A 14,197-nucleotide genomic window follows, 5' to 3' on the forward strand; every position below is an offset into this window, starting at 1 on the left:
CATGAGTCCCCGACGCGCCCGGCTCACCGCGGCCCTGCGCACCCCCCGCCGATGGCTCGTGCTGCCGGCGTCCGTGCTGGTCGGCACGGCCCTCGGCGCGGGCTACGGGGTCGTGAAGACCCCGCAGTACGCGGCCACGAGTTACGTCATCGTGGTCCCCGGCGAGAAGTCCGACCCGGCCGCCGCGCTCGGCTTCGCCCAGGCGTACGGGCGGGTCGCCACCGACATCGCGGTGACCGGAGACGCGCAGGTGTGGGCGGGCGTCTCCGCCGCGACCCTGCGCGCGAGCGTGCAGGCGGCGACCTCCCCCGACGCGCCGATGATCTCCATCACCGCGCGCTCCGCCACCCCCGCCAAGGCCGTCTCCATGGCGGACGGCGTCGCCCGCGCCCTGGTCCTCAACAGCACGCACGTCTCGGGGAGCACGGGCGTGAAGGTGGTGCAGTTCTCGCGGGCGACCAAGCCCGTGGAGCCCGCCTCGCCCTCCGCCCCGCTCTCCGCGCTCGTCGGCGGCTGCGCGGGCGGTCTGCTCGGCGGCCTGGCGCTGCTCGTACGGCCGGGGCGGCCCGCGCGCGCGGTGCGCGCCGATGCCCGGCACTCACGGCAGACCTCCGCCGCCGTGCCCGGCCCGGCGGCGGCCCAGCCGCAGCCCCAGCCGGAACCGGAGGCGGTGTGACGGGGGGCGGTGTGAGAGCCGAGGTCTGCAGGGACGGCGCGGAGTTCGGCCGGCTCGCCGAGCGGTGGGCGTCGCTGTACGCCCGCTGCTCCACGGCGACCCCGTTCCAGTCGCACTCCTGGCTGCACTCCTGGTGGGTGTCGTACGGCACTCCTGGCGCGCTGCGGGTGGTGCTCGTACGGCGGGAGGACGGCGAACTGGTCGCGGCGGCGCCCCTGGCACGCGCCCGGGGCCCGCTCCCGGTCCTCACTCAGCTCGGCGGTGCGATCACGGACTTCACGGACGTCCTGCTCGACGACGCGTGCCCGGAGGCGGCGCCCGCCCTTGCCCGGGCGCTGGCCGTGGCGGCGCGCGGAGCGGTGGTCGATCTGCGCGAGGTCCGGCCGGGTGCGGCGGCGGAGCAGCTCTTCGCGCACTGGCGGGGGCCGCGCAGGCGGCTGCCCGACTCGCTCTGCCTGGAGCTGCCCGCCGTGCCGATGGACGCCCTGCTCGAACGGATCCCGTCCGGCAAGGCCCAGCGGGTGCGGGCGAAGCTGCGGAAGCTGGACGCGCTCGGGATCGACGAGCGGATCGTGCCGGGGGACGAGGTGCCGGCCGCCCTTGAACGGCTCCTGAAGCTGCATCAGCTGCAGTGGCAGGGGCGGGGCGTGACCGTCGAGCACACCAGCGACCGCTTCGCCCAGCATCTCGCGCGGGCCGTCCGGCCGATGGTCGAGCACGGGGCCGCGCGGGTGACGGAGTTCCGGCTCGGCGGGGACGTCGTCGCGGCGGACCTGACCCTGATGTCGCCCCGTCTGGCGGGCGGGTACCTGTACGGCGCGGATCCCGTCCTGCGGGAGCGGAAGGTCGACGTGGCGACGATGCTGCTGCGGCACGGCGCCCGGGAGACCAGCGCGAGCGGGCGGGCGACGCTGAGCATGCTGCGGGGCAACGAACCGTACAAGCAGCACTGGCGGCCGGAGACCGTGCCCAACCAGCGGCTGATGCTGGCGGGGCGCGGTACGGCTCCCCTGCTGTGGCTGCGCGCGGGCGCCGCGGACGGCAGGCGCTGGGCGGCCCGGCAGGCGCGGGAGCGGGCCTGGGTCGGGCGTGCCCTCGAACGGCTGCCGGGGCGGACGAACGGCGGCGGAGGATGATCTCCTCCGCCGCCGTGGGGGTGGCCGTCAGAAGGGCCAGTTGTCGCTGTCCAGGACGTCCTCCCAGGCGTCGTTGACCTCGGCCTCGACCTCGTCCTTCCAGTTCATCTCGACCTTGGGGACGCAGACCGGCCCACCGATCCAGCTCTCGACCCACGAACCGAGGTTCACGGTCCAACAGGTCGGCTTGGGCTCGGGCTTGGGCTCCGGCTTGGGCTCGGGCTTCGGCTCCGGCTTGGGCTCGGGCTTCGGCTCGGGCTTGGGCTCCGGCTTGGGTTCCGGCTTCGGCTCCGGCTTGGGTTCCGGCTTCGGCTCCGGCTTCGGCTCGGGCTTGGGCTCCGGCTTCGGTTCCGGCTTCGGCTCGGGCTTGGGCTCCGGCTTCGGCTCGGGCTTGGGCTCCGGCTTCGGCTCGGGCTTCGGCTCGGGCTTCGGCTCGGGCTTCGGTTCCGGCTTCGGCTCGGGCTTCGGTTCCGGCTTCGGTTCCGGCTTGGGCTCGGGCTTGGGTTCCGGCTTCGGCTCCGGCTTCGGTACGGGGATCGTCGGGACCTCGGGTACCTCGGGGACTTCAGGCACCTCGGGAACCTCGGGAACCTCCGGGACCTCGGGCTCCGTCGGAACCTCAGGTACTTCAGGGACCTCCGGGACCTCGGGAACTTCCGGCACCTCGGGTACTTCCGGTACCTCCGGCTCCGCGCCCGACAGCATCTGGCGGAACACCTGCGAGGACCGCGGGTTGTCGTCGCACTGCCAGACGCCGTGCGGGCAGTAGTCCGTGATCGTGTGGTACAGCGGCTTGTGCTCACCCATCCATTCGAGCATCCGACGCATGTACTCGGGATTGTCCCCGTTCCGGAAGAGTCCCCATTCCGGGTACGAGATCTCCTTGCCGTGCGCGGCCGCGAAATCCACCTGGTGCTGCAGCCCGTACGGCTCGCTCACATGCCGGTCGAAACTCGACCCCGGCGGCTGGTCGTACGAATCCATGCCGATGATGTCGACGACATCGTCACCCGGATAGCATTGCGTCCACGGAATGGCGTCCGTACCCCGACTCGGATTGAAGTCGAAGCGGAACTTCTGACCGGGAACGGACCGCATCGCCGTGACGATCCGCGTCCAGTACTTCTTCCACGCCGTCGGATCCGGCGCACACCGGTGGGTGTACGTCGTCCCGTTCATCTCCCAGCCGAGGACGATGACGGTGTCGGTGGCCTTCAGGGCGACGAGCCGCTCGGCCAGCGTCTTGAAGTGGTGGTCGTAGTACCCGGCCGAACCGAGCTGGAGCTGACGGCGGACCTCGTAGTCGGAGACCCCGGCCTCGTTCCGCTCCAGCATCGGTACGTTCAGCACGAACAGCCGGTCGGCGCGCTCGTTGCGCCACTTCGCCCAGGCGTCCAGGAAGCCAGGGGGGCTCTCGATGTTCGACCAGAGGTCTCCGGGGAGGTAGGTGTGCCCGACCCGGAGTTCCCGTCCGCCGAGCCATCGCTGGAGCTGGCCGATCCGGCTGACGCCGGGCGGTCCCGATTCGAGGAACGCGCCCAATGCGGTGGAGAGAGTCGGTTCGGGGTTCCGTGTCGTTACGGATTCGGCGGCGTGAACCGGGGAGGACAGCACGACGGAACCTGAGGCAAGGAGACCTGCGGTGAACACCCCCAGCCACACACTCGATGTCTTCCGCTTCCGGTTTCCCATGGCCACTCCTTCACGCGCTGAACTGTTTGATGGCTCGTCAGTCCGATACTCAGAAAGTATTCCTAATAAGCCGACCGTGAACGCCGCTGCGATCTGATCAGTAGTCCATTGGTGTATTTCATCGCCCAGTTGGGGCACCGAGATGAAGGAATGCCGTGCCGAGTTTTGACACCCGCGTCCCCGCAGTCCTCGTGCGACTCGACCGGAACCCCTTCCATCACGGCACGCTGGGCGCCGCCCGCTCCCTGGGCAGAGCCGGTGTCCCCGTCCACGCGGTCCTGGAATCGCCCACCAGCCCCGCCGCCCGCTCCCGCTACGTCCGGACCGTCCGCACCCGCCCCGAGCCCCTGTCGCCGTCCGCCCTCCCCGCCGCCCTGGCCGACCTCCTGCTCCGGCTCTCGGCCGACCTGGAGACCCCCGCGCTCCTCGTCCCGCTCGACGACCTCGGCGCCCTCGCCCTGGCCGAACACCGCGCGGAACTGACGGACCGCTACCTCCTGCCCGACCAGTCGGCGGACCGGCTCGCCCGCGTGGCCGACAAGGCCGAGCTCGCCGAGACCTGCCGCGCCCTGTCGCTCCCGCACCCCCCGACCGAGCTCCCGGAGAGCGCCGACGAGGCCTCGGCCATGGCCTGGGCGCTGGGACTCCCGGTCGTCGCCAAGTGGAGCCGCCCCTGGCTGCTCCCGCCCGGCAGCGGGCTGCGCAGCACCTCGATCGTGCGCTCACTCCCCGAGGTCCGCGCGCTGTACGCCCGTACGTCCGAGGCCGGCAGCCGGCTGCTGCTCCAGCGGCTTCTGCCGCAGGGCCGCGATCTGGACTGGTTCGTCCACGGGTACGTCGACTCCACCGGCCGCTGTGTCGCCAGGGCCACCGGGCGCAAGGAGCGGTCGTGGCCGGACGGGGCGGGGCTCACGGCGGTCGGCCGCTGGGCGGCGAACCCCGAGGTCGAGCGGACGGCGGGCGAGCTGCTCGCCGCGCTCGGCCACCGGGGCGTGTTCGACCTGGACTTCCGGCTCGACCGGGGCACCGGCGCGTACCACCTGCTCGACTTCAACCCGAGGCCCGGCGCGCAGTTCCGGCTCTTCGCCGATCCCGACGGGCTCGACGTCGTCCGCGCGATGCACCTGGACCTGACCGGCCGTCCGGTCCCGGCGCACTCCCCCGCGTACGGACGCAGGTTCGTGGTCGAGAACTACGCGGCCCTGTCGGTGCTCACCTCGCCCGGCCGGCGGCGTACGGAAGGACCGCGCGGGCGGGGCGGCGGTGGCACGGAGACGGCCTGGTTCGCCGCCGACGACCTCGCGCCCGCGCTCGCGATGGCCGGCGCCTGGCTCCTCCACGTCCTGCGCAAGGGCGTGGTGACGCTCCGTCGGCTTCTCCTCCCGGGCCGTCCACAGAAGGTGACGGCGGTGTCGCCGCCGCCCGCGGCCCGTGCCGTCTCCGACCGCATGACCCGACGATGACAACGGAAGGCACCATGTACGACCTGGTGATTGTGGGAGCCGGACCCTACGGGCTCTCGGTGGCCGCCCACGCGGCGGCCCACGGGCTGAACCTGCGGACCTTCGGCCGCCCGATGGAGTCCTGGCACGCCATGCCCTCGGGCATGTTCCTCAAGTCCGAGCCCTGGGCCTCCCATCTCTCCGACCCACGCGGCGCGTACGGGCTCGACGCCTACGCGGCGTCCCGAGGGGTCCGCGCCGAGCACGGCGTCCCGCTCCCGGTCGGCTTCTTCGCCGAGTACGGCGACTGGTTCGCCCGCCAGACCGTCCCGGCGCTCGACGAGCGCCTCATCACCTCGGTCGCCCCGCGCGCCGACGGCTTCGAGGTCGTCACCGAGGACGGCGAGACCCTCCGTACCCGCACGGTGGCGCTGGCCGTCGGCGTCCTGCCGTTCATGGAGATCCCCGGCCCGCTGCGCGGACTCCCGCGCCGGTACGTCACCCACAGCAGCCACCACGGCGAACTCGACGGCTTCGCCGGGCAGGACGTCACCGTCGTCGGCGCGGGTCAGGCGGCCCTGGAGACGGCGGCGATCCTCACCGAACAGGGCGCGCACGCCCGGATCCTGGCCCGCTCGGACCGGCTGAACTGGAACACCCTCCCGCCCGCCCTCGACCGGGGCCTCTGGCAGTCGATCCGCGCCCCGCACACGGGCCTCGGCTGCGGCTGGCACAACCGGCTGTACGCGGACACCCCCGGGATCTTCCGGCGGCTGCCCGCGCCCACCCGTGAGCGGATCTTCGACTCGGCGCTCGGCCCGGCGGGCGCGTGGTGGCTGCGCGAACGGTTCGCGGCCGTCGGTGACGTACGCCTCGGCGCGCAGATCGTCCGGGCGGCGGCGACCGCCGACGAGCGGCTCCGGCTCGACGTGTCGGGGCCGGAGGGGCCGGCCGTCCTGGAGACCGACCACGTCATCGCGGCGACCGGGTTCACGCCGGACCTGGACCGGGCCGGGGTGCTCTCCCCCGCGCTCCGGGGCTCGTTGCGCACGGTGGGTGCGGGCGGGGCGCCGGAGGTGGGGGCGCTCTTCGAGTCCTCCTGGCCGGGCCTGTTCCTCGCCGGGCTGCTCACGGCACCTTCGTACGGGCCGTCGATGCGGTTCGTGTTCGGCGCGGGCTACACGGCCGGACGCCTTGTGCGCGGGGTACGGCAGCGGCTGCGGGCGACGTCCCGTGGCGCGGTGGGCCGTCCGCGGACGGGCGACGAGCGGACGCCGGCGGCGCGGGCATGACGAAGGGCCGGCCTCCGGGGCGTCGAAGGACGCTCCGGAGGCCGGCCCTGAGCGTGCGTCAGGCGTTGACGCAGGTGTTGAAGGCGGCCGGGTTCAGCAGACCGATGACGTTCACGGAGTTGCCGCAGACGTTGATCGGAACGTGGATCGGCACCTGGACGACGTTGCCCGAGAGGACACCCGGCGAACCGATGGCCGCACCGTGCGCGTCGGCGTCCGCCATCGCGGGGGCGGCCGCACCCAGGGCCATGAACAGTCCGGCGACGACGACCGCGGCCTTCTTGCACTTCATTTTCTTAGGTCCTTTCCGCGGCGGACGGAATTTCACGGATTTCGCGAATCGCCGGTGCAATGCAGCCCCCGGCCTCCGCCGCACACATCACAACGACCATGCCCCGAAAAGGAAACCGGCTTATCCCCGACCGATCGGTATTCACTCCATTGAGCCCACCGCTCCGGAGGTGTCATCGCGGCCAGACGGGCATCGCGACCAGCCGCTCCCACTCGCGGTCCGGCAGGCCGGGGACGGTGCGCCCGGCCAGCGCCCACTGCTGCACCAGCGACGAATAGACGGGGAAGGGTCCCCTGTCGACGGGTGGCGGGTCCGCCACATAACGGCTCTTCGGAATGAAGGCCATCCGCTCCCATTTCCCGGGATCGGGTGCCATCTTCCCTCCCATCCACGGCGGTTCCCGCATCATTACACAGTGCCCGCAGGCGAGTGATTCGAGCGGACCATGTCGCGTCGCGAACCTGTGTGCGAGGGACAACGGCTTACGGTGCCCCTCCACCCGTTCCCGAACCACGGAGGTGTGCACATGCCCGTCAGGAACTCCGTCCGTGAATTCTCCCGCCCCCGGCGGCTCGTGCTCGCCTCGGCCGTGCTTCTCGCCCTCGGATCCGGTGCGCTCGCCGACGCCGCCCCCGCGCTGCCGTCCCCCCGCCACGGGCTCAACATCCTGCTGGTCGGGGTGGACAGCCGGGCAGGCCTCACCGCCGACGAGTTGCGTCGGTACAGGGCCGGCGGCAAGGGCTGCGACTGCACCGACGTGATCATGCTGGTGCACGTCTCCGCCGCCAACGACCGGGTCAGCGTGGTCAGTCTGCCCCGCGACTCGCTCACCTCGCTCCCCTACCCGCACGTCGACCAGCGGTACGGCACCACGCACGCGCCGCACCCGGTGAAGGTCAATGCGGCTCACTCGGAAGGCGGACCCGCGTTCACGATCGAGACCGTCGAGCGGATGACGGGCACACCCGTCCACCGCTATCTGTCGATCGACTTCCGGCGCTTCGTCGACGCCGTCGACCGCGTCCATGGCGGGGTGCCGATCTGTACGACGGAGCCTCTCAAGGACCCGGTCACGGGGCTCGACCTGGCCCCCGGCACCAAGAGGGTCGAGGGCGGCGAGGCGCTGCAGTACGTACGGTCGCGGCGCGCGGACGGGAAGATGGACTTCGGACGGATCCACAAGCAGCGGGCGTTCGTCGTCAACACCTGGAACACGATCCGGGCCGGCCTGTTCGACGACCCGGTCAAGCTCTGGCTGCTCGCGTCCACCCTGCGCGGTACGGCGCCGGTCGAGCGCTCCCTCTCCGTGACCGAGATGGTGACGCTGGCCGCACGGCTGCGCCACCTCACCCCGGCCGACACGGAGTTCGCGACCCTGCCGATCACCCGCTTCAACCCGCTGATCGAGGGCGTGGGGTCCTCGATCGGCTGGGACCAGGAGCAGGCGGCGGAGGTGTTCGAGGCGCTCCGCTCCGACCGGCCCCTGCCGGCGGCCCGCCCCACATCCACGAGCAGCATCCCGAAGGGCCTGGGCGACTACCGACCGGCAGGGGGCGCCGCCCTGGTCTGCCCCTAGGGCCGGGAGAGCGTGCGGGCCAGGTCCGCCGGGTCCGTCGTCGGGGCGTCGCAGGTGAAGTGGCGGCAGACGTACGCGGCCGCGCCCCCGCCCACCAGCGGCCGGTCCTTGAGCAGCGGGAACTCCTCGCCGTCCGGGGCGCCGAAGGCGACGACGGCGCCGGGCGCCGGGCCGAGCAGCGCCGTGCGGTGCAGCGCCCGGGCCAGGTCGTCGTCCCCGGGGCCGACCACCGCGATCTCGCGCGGCCCGTCGAGCAGGGCCTCCGCAGTGGCCAGGCCCCAGCCGATGAACCGGGGCGCGCGCGGACCGAGCGCCTTGACCACGCCGAGCGCGCCCTCGGCGGCGGTGCGGTGCGCCTCGGAGCCGGTGTGCGCGGCGTACGAGAGGAGGGCGCCGGCGGCGGCCGTCCAACCGGAGGGGGTCGCGTTGTCGGTGGGGTCCTGGGGGCGGCGGATCAGGGCCTCGGCATCGTGGGCGGTGTCGTACAGCGCGCCGCCCTCGGCGACGAACTGGTCGAGGACGATGTCGAGGAGGAAGCCCGCGAACTCCAGCCAGACGCCCTCGCCGGTGACCCCGGCAAGCGCGAGGAAGCCCTCGGCGACATCGGCGTAGTCCTCCAGGACCCCCGCGTTCGCACCGGCCTTGCCGTCCTTGGAGGTACGGAAGAGCCGTGCGCCTTCGCCCATGTGGAGCCGTACGAGCAGGTCGGCCGCCTCCGTGGCGCGTTCGACGAGATCGGGCCGGTCGAAGAAGGCGCCGGTCTCGGCGAGGGCGGCGATCGCCAGGCCGTTCCAGGCGGCGACGATCTTGTCGTCGCGGCCGGGGCGCTCGCGCCCTTCGCGGGCGGCGAGCAGCCGCTCCTTGATCGAGGCGATCCGGTCGGCGTCGGCGACCCCTGCGTCCTGCGGGAGCTGGAGGACGGAGGCGCCCTCCTCGAAGGTGCCCTCGGGCGTCACCCCGAAGTACCGCGCCGCGTACTCCCCGTCCTCCTCGCCGAGAACGGCGGTCAGCTGGTCCGGGGTCCAGACGTAGAAGGCGCCCTCGACGTGCTTGCCCGTGCCGTCGTCGGAGTCCGCGTCGAGCGCGGAGGCGAAACCGCCCTCGGGGGTGCGCAGTTCGCGGACCATGAAGTCGGCCGTCTCCAGCGCGACCCGCCGGGCCAGGTCGCTGCCGGTCGCCCGCCACAGGTGCGCGTACAGCCGGCAGAGCAGGGCGTTGTCGTAGAGCATCTTCTCGAAGTGCGGGACGACCCACTCGCGGTCCACCGCGTAGCGGGCGAAGCCGCCGCCGAGCTGGTCGTAGATCCCGCCCCTGGCCATCGCCTCGCAGGTGTCGGACGCCATCTGCAGCGCGCCCTCCGCTCCCGTACGGGCGTGGTGACGCAGCAGGAACTCCAGTGCCATCGACGGCGGGAACTTGGGCGCCCCGCCGAAGCCGCCCGAGGTGCTGTCGTACTCGCGGACCAGGCCGAGGAGCGCCTGGGCCAGCTCCGGCTCCCCGGGCACGCCGTCGCCGCCGAAGGCGAGGGAGCGGGCGGAGAGGTCCTTGACGATCTTCCCGGCGACCTCGCCGACCTCGTCACGGCGGTCGGTCCAGGCCCGGGCCACCCCGTCGAGGACGTCACCGAAGGAGGGCATGCCGTGCCGGGACTCGGGCGGGAAGTACGTACCGAAGTAGAAGGGCTCCGCGTCCGGGGTGAGGAAGACGGTCATCGGCCAGCCGCCCTGGCCGGTCGCCGCCTGCACGGCCTCCATGTAGACGGCGTCGACGTCGGGGCGCTCCTCGCGGTCGACCTTGACGGCGACGAAGTGCTCGTTGACGTAGGCGGCGGTCGTCTCGTCCTCGAAGGACTCGTGGGCCATCACATGGCACCAGTGACAGCTGCTGTAGCCGACGCTGAGCAGCACGGGGACGTCGCGGCGGCGCGCCTCCTCGAAGGCCTCCGCCGACCAGGGCCACCAGTCGACCGGGTTGTCGGCGTGCTGGAGGAGATAGGGGGACGTCTCATGGGCCAGTCTGTTCGGCATGGCCCCATCCTCGCGCACGTGACAAGGCCCCGGTCGTACGCCACGGGTGGCGGCGCGCGAACGGGGCAGTGCCGTCGGAGACGGATGGGGACACCCCCAGGCCGAAGGCTCTGGGGGAGGACGCGAAGCGGCCCCGTTCCTCGCAGGTCGAATGCGAGGAACGGGGCCGCCTCAGCGGTGCGGTCGGACTCAGCCGCCGACGTTCCCGTTCTGCGAGAGGACCTCGCCCAGGATGTGCGAGAGGGCGTTGTCGCCGTTCTGCTGCACCGCGTTCTGGTTGCAGGTCTGGTTCGTCGTCGGGTTGCCCAGGACGTCCTGGACGGCGACCGGGACGGCGATGACGCCGACCGGCACCTGCGCCTGGAGCTTCTGGATGTCGAAGCAGTGCAGGACGCCACCGTTGATGAGGCCGAAGTTCGGGCTCATGTAACCGCCGGTGGAGTTGCTGCCGATCGACTGCTTCGACGTGTTGCCGATGATGTTGGCGCTGCCGCCATCGTTGCCGGCCGCCGACGCAGCGGTCGCCGTCACACCGACGACCGAAGCCGCAACTGCCGCCGTAGCGAGAACCTTCTTGATCACGAGTCTTCCTTCTTGAGCTCGAGGGCCCTGGAACGCTCCGTTAGCCGAAGCACGCTGATCAACTGCCTCGGATGGGATTGGTTCCGGGGGGTCACTCGGACGCGCTATTCCACTGATGAACGCCATCGGACGCCGTGTCGAGGGCCACGCGTTCGGTACGCCGGGCTCCCCGCTCCCTCGCGCCGACGCGCGTCACGCAGGACACTTGGGGCCGGAAGCGGAAGCTCTCGGAGGGGGACGCACATGCGGGACAGCCACCGGGCCGAGGCCGAACGGCTGTTGGCACGCGCCGTGGAGGAGGAGGTGCGGCGCTCCGGGGGCCGCTCCGACGCCACGGCCCTGCTGGCACGCGGCCGGGCCGCGCTGGACACCATGGCGGCGAGTGCGGGCGAGGAGTACGCGGCCTATCTACGGGCCCTGGAGGAGTCGGAGGCCGGGCAGCGGTCTCTGGGGGATCGATTCAGCAGAGCGACGGTGGGAACACCCGCTCTGGTCACGGCCGTTGCGGCGGTCGCGGCCTTCGGGGCGGACCTGGCGCTCGGCACGGCGGCCGGGACGGCGCTCGGCGCCGGAGCCGTGGTCGCGGTCGCGGGCGCGGCGGTGACCGTCCTGAAGGTGACCGCGGGGCACTGGCCGGCCGCCCACCGCAGGGCGGGCGCGCTCGGCCAGCCGGGCGGCCCCGAGCAGCTGCGGCTGCAGTGGCTGACGGCGCTCGACGTACGGGGTGTACGGCCCTTCCTCGACCAGCAGCGGGTGCTGCTGGCGACGGCCCAGCAGCCCGCGCAGAAGGTGGTGTCGCAGCTGCGGGGCGTCGACCGCAGCGCGGCGGCCCGGCGGCGGAACGTCCTGGAGCAGTCCTTCGGCCATCTGCCGGACCCGGGCGGGCCGTTCACGGGACGGCGGGCCGAGCTGGCGCAGATCACCCAGTGGGTGCAGGCCGGCCGGGCGTCGACGCAGACCCGGCCGACGGTCGTGATGCTCCACGGGGAGCAGGGTGCGGGCCGCACGACGCTCGCCGTACGGGCGGCGCACGCGCTGCGGGACCAGTTCCGCGGGGCGTGCGTGGTGGACCTGCGGGGCGGGACGCGCGGCGAGAAGCCGCTGTCGACCCGGGAGGCGCTGCTGCACCTGCTGAACCGGCTCGGCGCGCCGCGTGAGCAGCTGCTCTTCCGCGAGCGCTCGTCGGCGGAGCAACAGGTGCGCAGGCTGGCCGAGTTGTACCACCAGCATCTGACCGGGCTGCCGGTGACGGTGATCCTGGACGACGCGGTGGGGGCGGAGCAGGTCCGTACGCTGCTGCCCGAGCGCTCGGACAGTCTGGTCCTGGTCACCTGCCGGGAGCCGCTCGACCTGGGCGGGGACGTACCGGCGTCCGTGCACGTGCTGCCGGTCGCGGCGCTGGACGCGGCGGGCGCGGAGGATCTGCTGCGGGAGGCGGCGCAGGCGCCGGACCCGGGGCCGTACGACTCCGAGGCCTGCGCGGAGATCCGGGAGCTGTGCGGCGGGCTGCCGCTGGCGCTGCGGGTCGCCGGTTCCTCGCTCGGCGGGCGGTCGATGGCCGATCTGGCGCATCTGCTGGCCCGCCCCTGGAGTGAGGACCCGGTCGAACGGGCTCTTTCCGTACGGTACTTCACCGATCTGGACGAGGACGGCCGACGGCTGTTGCGGCGGCTCGCGCTCGCCGGGCGGGCCTCGCTGGGGGCGGCGGCGGCCGGGGCGCTGCTCGGCGCGAGCGGACAGGAGGGAGCGCGGCTGCTCGCGGGGCTCGCCCGGGCCGGGCTCCTGGACCATGTGCGGGGAGAGCGGTACCGCCTGCACGACGCGGTACGCGCCTTCGCGGCGGCGCGGCTCCAGGACGAGGAGGACGCGGCGGCGATCGCGGCGGCGCAGGAGCGGCTGATCCAGAACTACGCGGAGCTCGCGGACGCGGTGATCCGGATGGTCGACGGCAAGATGTCGACGCGTGCGGACCGGTTCGACGGGCACGGCTTCGGTTCGCTGGACGCGGCTCTGCGCTGGCTGGACGACGAGTCGAGCTTCATCACCTCGGCGCTGCGGCACGCGGAGGGCGTCGACCAGCAGGCCGTACTGAACCTGCTCGGCGCGCTCTGCGACTACTGCCTGCTGCGCGGCGACCTCTACCGGCTCGGGGAGATCAACGAGCTGACCGACGCGGTCGGGCAGGGGCTGCTGTCCCGGTCGGTGCAGTGGCGGACCGGTATCGCCGCCCGGCAGCTCGGCGAGCTCGACAAGGCGCGCACCACGCTGACCTCGGTGGTCTCGCTCTACCAGGAGGCGCACCAGGACGCGGGGGCGGCGCTGGCGCTCTGCTCGCTCGGGATCACCCTGCACCACCAGGGCAACCTCGCGGAGGCGTCGGTGAAGCTGCGGGAGGCGCTCGAGCTCCAGGAGCCGGCGTCGCTCGCGGCCGACCGGGGCTGGACGATGCACGCCCTCGCGGCGGTCGAGCGGGACCGGGCGAACCTGGCGGAGGCCCTTTCGCTGCTGCACGGGGCCCTGGAGCTGCACCGGGAGAACGAGTCCGTGCACGGCGAGGCCTGGGCGCACTTCCAGCTGGGCCAGGTCTGTCTGCGCATGGGCGACGTGGAGCGGGCCGACAGCGAGCTGCGTACGGCCCTGGACCAGTACGGGCGGACCCGCGACGGGCGCGGCGAGGCGTGGGCGCTGACCCAGCTGGCCCGCGCCCGGCTCGTCGAGGGCGAGGTGGCGCCCGCGGTCGACGGACTGCGCCGGGCGCTGGCCCGCCACCGCGAGCAGGAGGACGCGCGGGGCGAGGCCTGGACGCTGTACTACCTGGGCCACGCCCTGGAGGAGCGCGGGGACCTGGACCAGGCGGTACGGGAGCTGGAGCGGGCGCGCACGATGTTCTCCCGGATGCGGGACGTCTACGGGCTCGCGTGCGCCCGGCACCACTCGGGGCGCGTCACCCGCGACCAGCGGGCGGCCCAGACCGGCAACCTGCGGAACTCCGGCTTCGCCCGGCAGCTCCTGGTGGACGCGCGGGCGGACTTCCACCGCATCGGGGTGGCCCACGGCGAGGCGTGGACGTGCCTGGAGCTGGCGATCGTGGACGCGGGGAACGGCAAGGCCGCGCAGGCCCTGGAGCTGTGCGCGGAGGCGGAGCGGCTGTTCCTGTCGTACGACGACCGGCGGGGCGCCGACTGGGCCCGCTTCCTGCGCTGCACGCTGCTGCCGTACGCCTCGCCTGGCGGGGTGGAGGTGGGTACGGCGGTGGCCCAGGAGGAGCTGGCGCTTCTGGTCCGGGACCGGCATCCGGCACGGGACGGCAAGGTGGAGGACTGCGCGGAGGCGTACGCGCTGGTCCTGGAGCGGGGCGTCCAGCTGGAGGCGGGCTGGCAGGCCTGGCAGCTGGGCATGGTCCCGTCCCGGCACGCCCGGGAGGTCATGGGGGTGCCGGTGGAGGTGGCCTGAGACGGGATCGCCGAGGTGCGGGCTCCCTC

Annotated in this window: 10 protein-coding genes and 1 pseudogene; 6 read left to right on the top strand and 5 right to left on the bottom strand. The window is 73.0% G+C overall.

The features are described 5' to 3' along the window. Position 1 precedes the first annotated feature (1 nt). Both ACGFYP_RS19330 and ACGFYP_RS19335 read left to right on the top strand, forming a co-directional pair. The gene (locus ACGFYP_RS19330; protein ID WP_393494640.1) at positions 2-676 is read left to right on the top strand and encodes a lipopolysaccharide biosynthesis protein; all 675 of its coding nucleotides are present in this window, start codon (positions 2-4) and stop codon (positions 674-676) included. Positions 677-687: 11 nt separating this feature from the next. After that, positions 688-1,812 carry a GNAT family N-acetyltransferase gene (locus ACGFYP_RS19335; RefSeq protein ID WP_393494643.1) on the top strand — a complete coding sequence of 375 codons (1,125 nt, stop codon included), beginning with the start codon at positions 688-690 and terminating at the stop codon, positions 1,810-1,812. A 698-nt stretch (positions 1,813-2,510) separates the two neighbouring features. On the opposite strand, the pseudogene ACGFYP_RS19340 reads toward ACGFYP_RS19335, so the two are convergent. Next, positions 2,511-3,504: pseudogene (locus ACGFYP_RS19340) on the bottom strand (glycoside hydrolase family 26 protein); the annotation flags it as partial. 155 nt (positions 3,505-3,659) lie between these two features. Here ACGFYP_RS19340 and ACGFYP_RS19345 point away from each other — a divergent pair. Then, on the top strand, positions 3,660-4,967 hold the full coding sequence (locus tag ACGFYP_RS19345; protein ID WP_393494646.1) for an ATP-grasp domain-containing protein: 1,308 nt from the start codon (positions 3,660-3,662) through the stop codon (positions 4,965-4,967). A gap of 14 nt (positions 4,968-4,981) precedes the next feature. Beyond that, positions 4,982-6,238 carry an NAD(P)-binding domain-containing protein gene (locus ACGFYP_RS19350; protein WP_393495065.1) on the top strand — a complete coding sequence of 419 codons (1,257 nt, stop codon included), beginning with the start codon at positions 4,982-4,984 and terminating at the stop codon, positions 6,236-6,238. A gap of 58 nt (positions 6,239-6,296) precedes the next feature. Here the strand turns inward: ACGFYP_RS19350 and ACGFYP_RS19355 are convergent, their stop codons facing one another. Next, on the bottom strand, positions 6,297-6,530 hold the full coding sequence (locus ACGFYP_RS19355) for a chaplin (protein WP_393494649.1): 234 nt from the start codon (positions 6,528-6,530) through the stop codon (positions 6,297-6,299). 172 nt (positions 6,531-6,702) lie between these two features. Then, positions 6,703-6,906: a hypothetical protein gene (locus tag ACGFYP_RS19360; protein WP_393494652.1), complete on the bottom strand. Its 204-nt coding sequence runs from the start codon at positions 6,904-6,906 to the stop codon at positions 6,703-6,705. Between the two features lie 150 nt (positions 6,907-7,056). Here ACGFYP_RS19360 and ACGFYP_RS19365 point away from each other — a divergent pair, with 150 nt between their 5' ends. Then, on the top strand, positions 7,057-8,106 hold the full coding sequence (locus ACGFYP_RS19365; protein WP_393494655.1) for an LCP family protein: 1,050 nt from the start codon (positions 7,057-7,059) through the stop codon (positions 8,104-8,106). Here the strand turns inward: ACGFYP_RS19365 and ACGFYP_RS19370 are convergent. Next, positions 8,103-10,133, bottom strand: coding sequence for a thioredoxin domain-containing protein (locus ACGFYP_RS19370; protein ID WP_393494658.1), 2,031 nt, complete (start codon positions 10,131-10,133; stop codon positions 8,103-8,105). The two genes, ACGFYP_RS19365 and ACGFYP_RS19370, sit on opposite strands and share 4 nt — an antisense overlap. Positions 10,134-10,322: 189 nt before the next feature. Then, complete coding sequence (locus tag ACGFYP_RS19375; RefSeq protein ID WP_361968245.1) at positions 10,323-10,715, bottom strand: rodlin; 393 nt, start codon at positions 10,713-10,715, stop codon at positions 10,323-10,325. Positions 10,716-10,958: 243 nt separating this feature from the next. Between ACGFYP_RS19375 and ACGFYP_RS19380 the strand changes: the two genes are divergently transcribed. Continuing rightward, positions 10,959-14,168 (top strand): tetratricopeptide repeat protein, encoded by a 3,210-nt coding sequence (locus ACGFYP_RS19380; protein ID WP_393494662.1) that lies wholly within the window; start codon positions 10,959-10,961, stop codon positions 14,166-14,168. Positions 14,169-14,197 lie beyond the last annotated feature (29 nt).

The organism is Streptomyces sp. NPDC048370 (assembly GCF_043200825.1).
Taxonomy (GTDB): domain Bacteria; phylum Actinomycetota; class Actinomycetes; order Streptomycetales; family Streptomycetaceae; genus Streptomyces.

What these genes read in the sequence shown, in the direction of transcription:
- ACGFYP_RS19360 (WP_393494652.1), bottom strand. Translation starts at nt 6,906, where the DNA reads ATGGCACCCGATCCCGGGAAATGGGAGCGGATGGCCTTCATTCCGAAG.
- ACGFYP_RS19330 (WP_393494640.1), top strand. Translation starts at nt 2, where the DNA reads ATGAGTCCCCGACGCGCCCGGCTCACCGCGGCCCTGCGCACCCCCCGC.
- ACGFYP_RS19365 (WP_393494655.1), top strand. Translation starts at nt 7,057, where the DNA reads ATGCCCGTCAGGAACTCCGTCCGTGAATTCTCCCGCCCCCGGCGGCTC.
- ACGFYP_RS19380 (WP_393494662.1), top strand. Translation starts at nt 10,959, where the DNA reads ATGCGGGACAGCCACCGGGCCGAGGCCGAACGGCTGTTGGCACGCGCC.
- ACGFYP_RS19370 (WP_393494658.1), bottom strand. Translation starts at nt 10,133, where the DNA reads ATGCCGAACAGACTGGCCCATGAGACGTCCCCCTATCTCCTCCAGCAC.
- ACGFYP_RS19350 (WP_393495065.1), top strand. Translation starts at nt 4,982, where the DNA reads ATGTACGACCTGGTGATTGTGGGAGCCGGACCCTACGGGCTCTCGGTG.
- ACGFYP_RS19355 (WP_393494649.1), bottom strand. Translation starts at nt 6,530, where the DNA reads ATGAAGTGCAAGAAGGCCGCGGTCGTCGTCGCCGGACTGTTCATGGCC.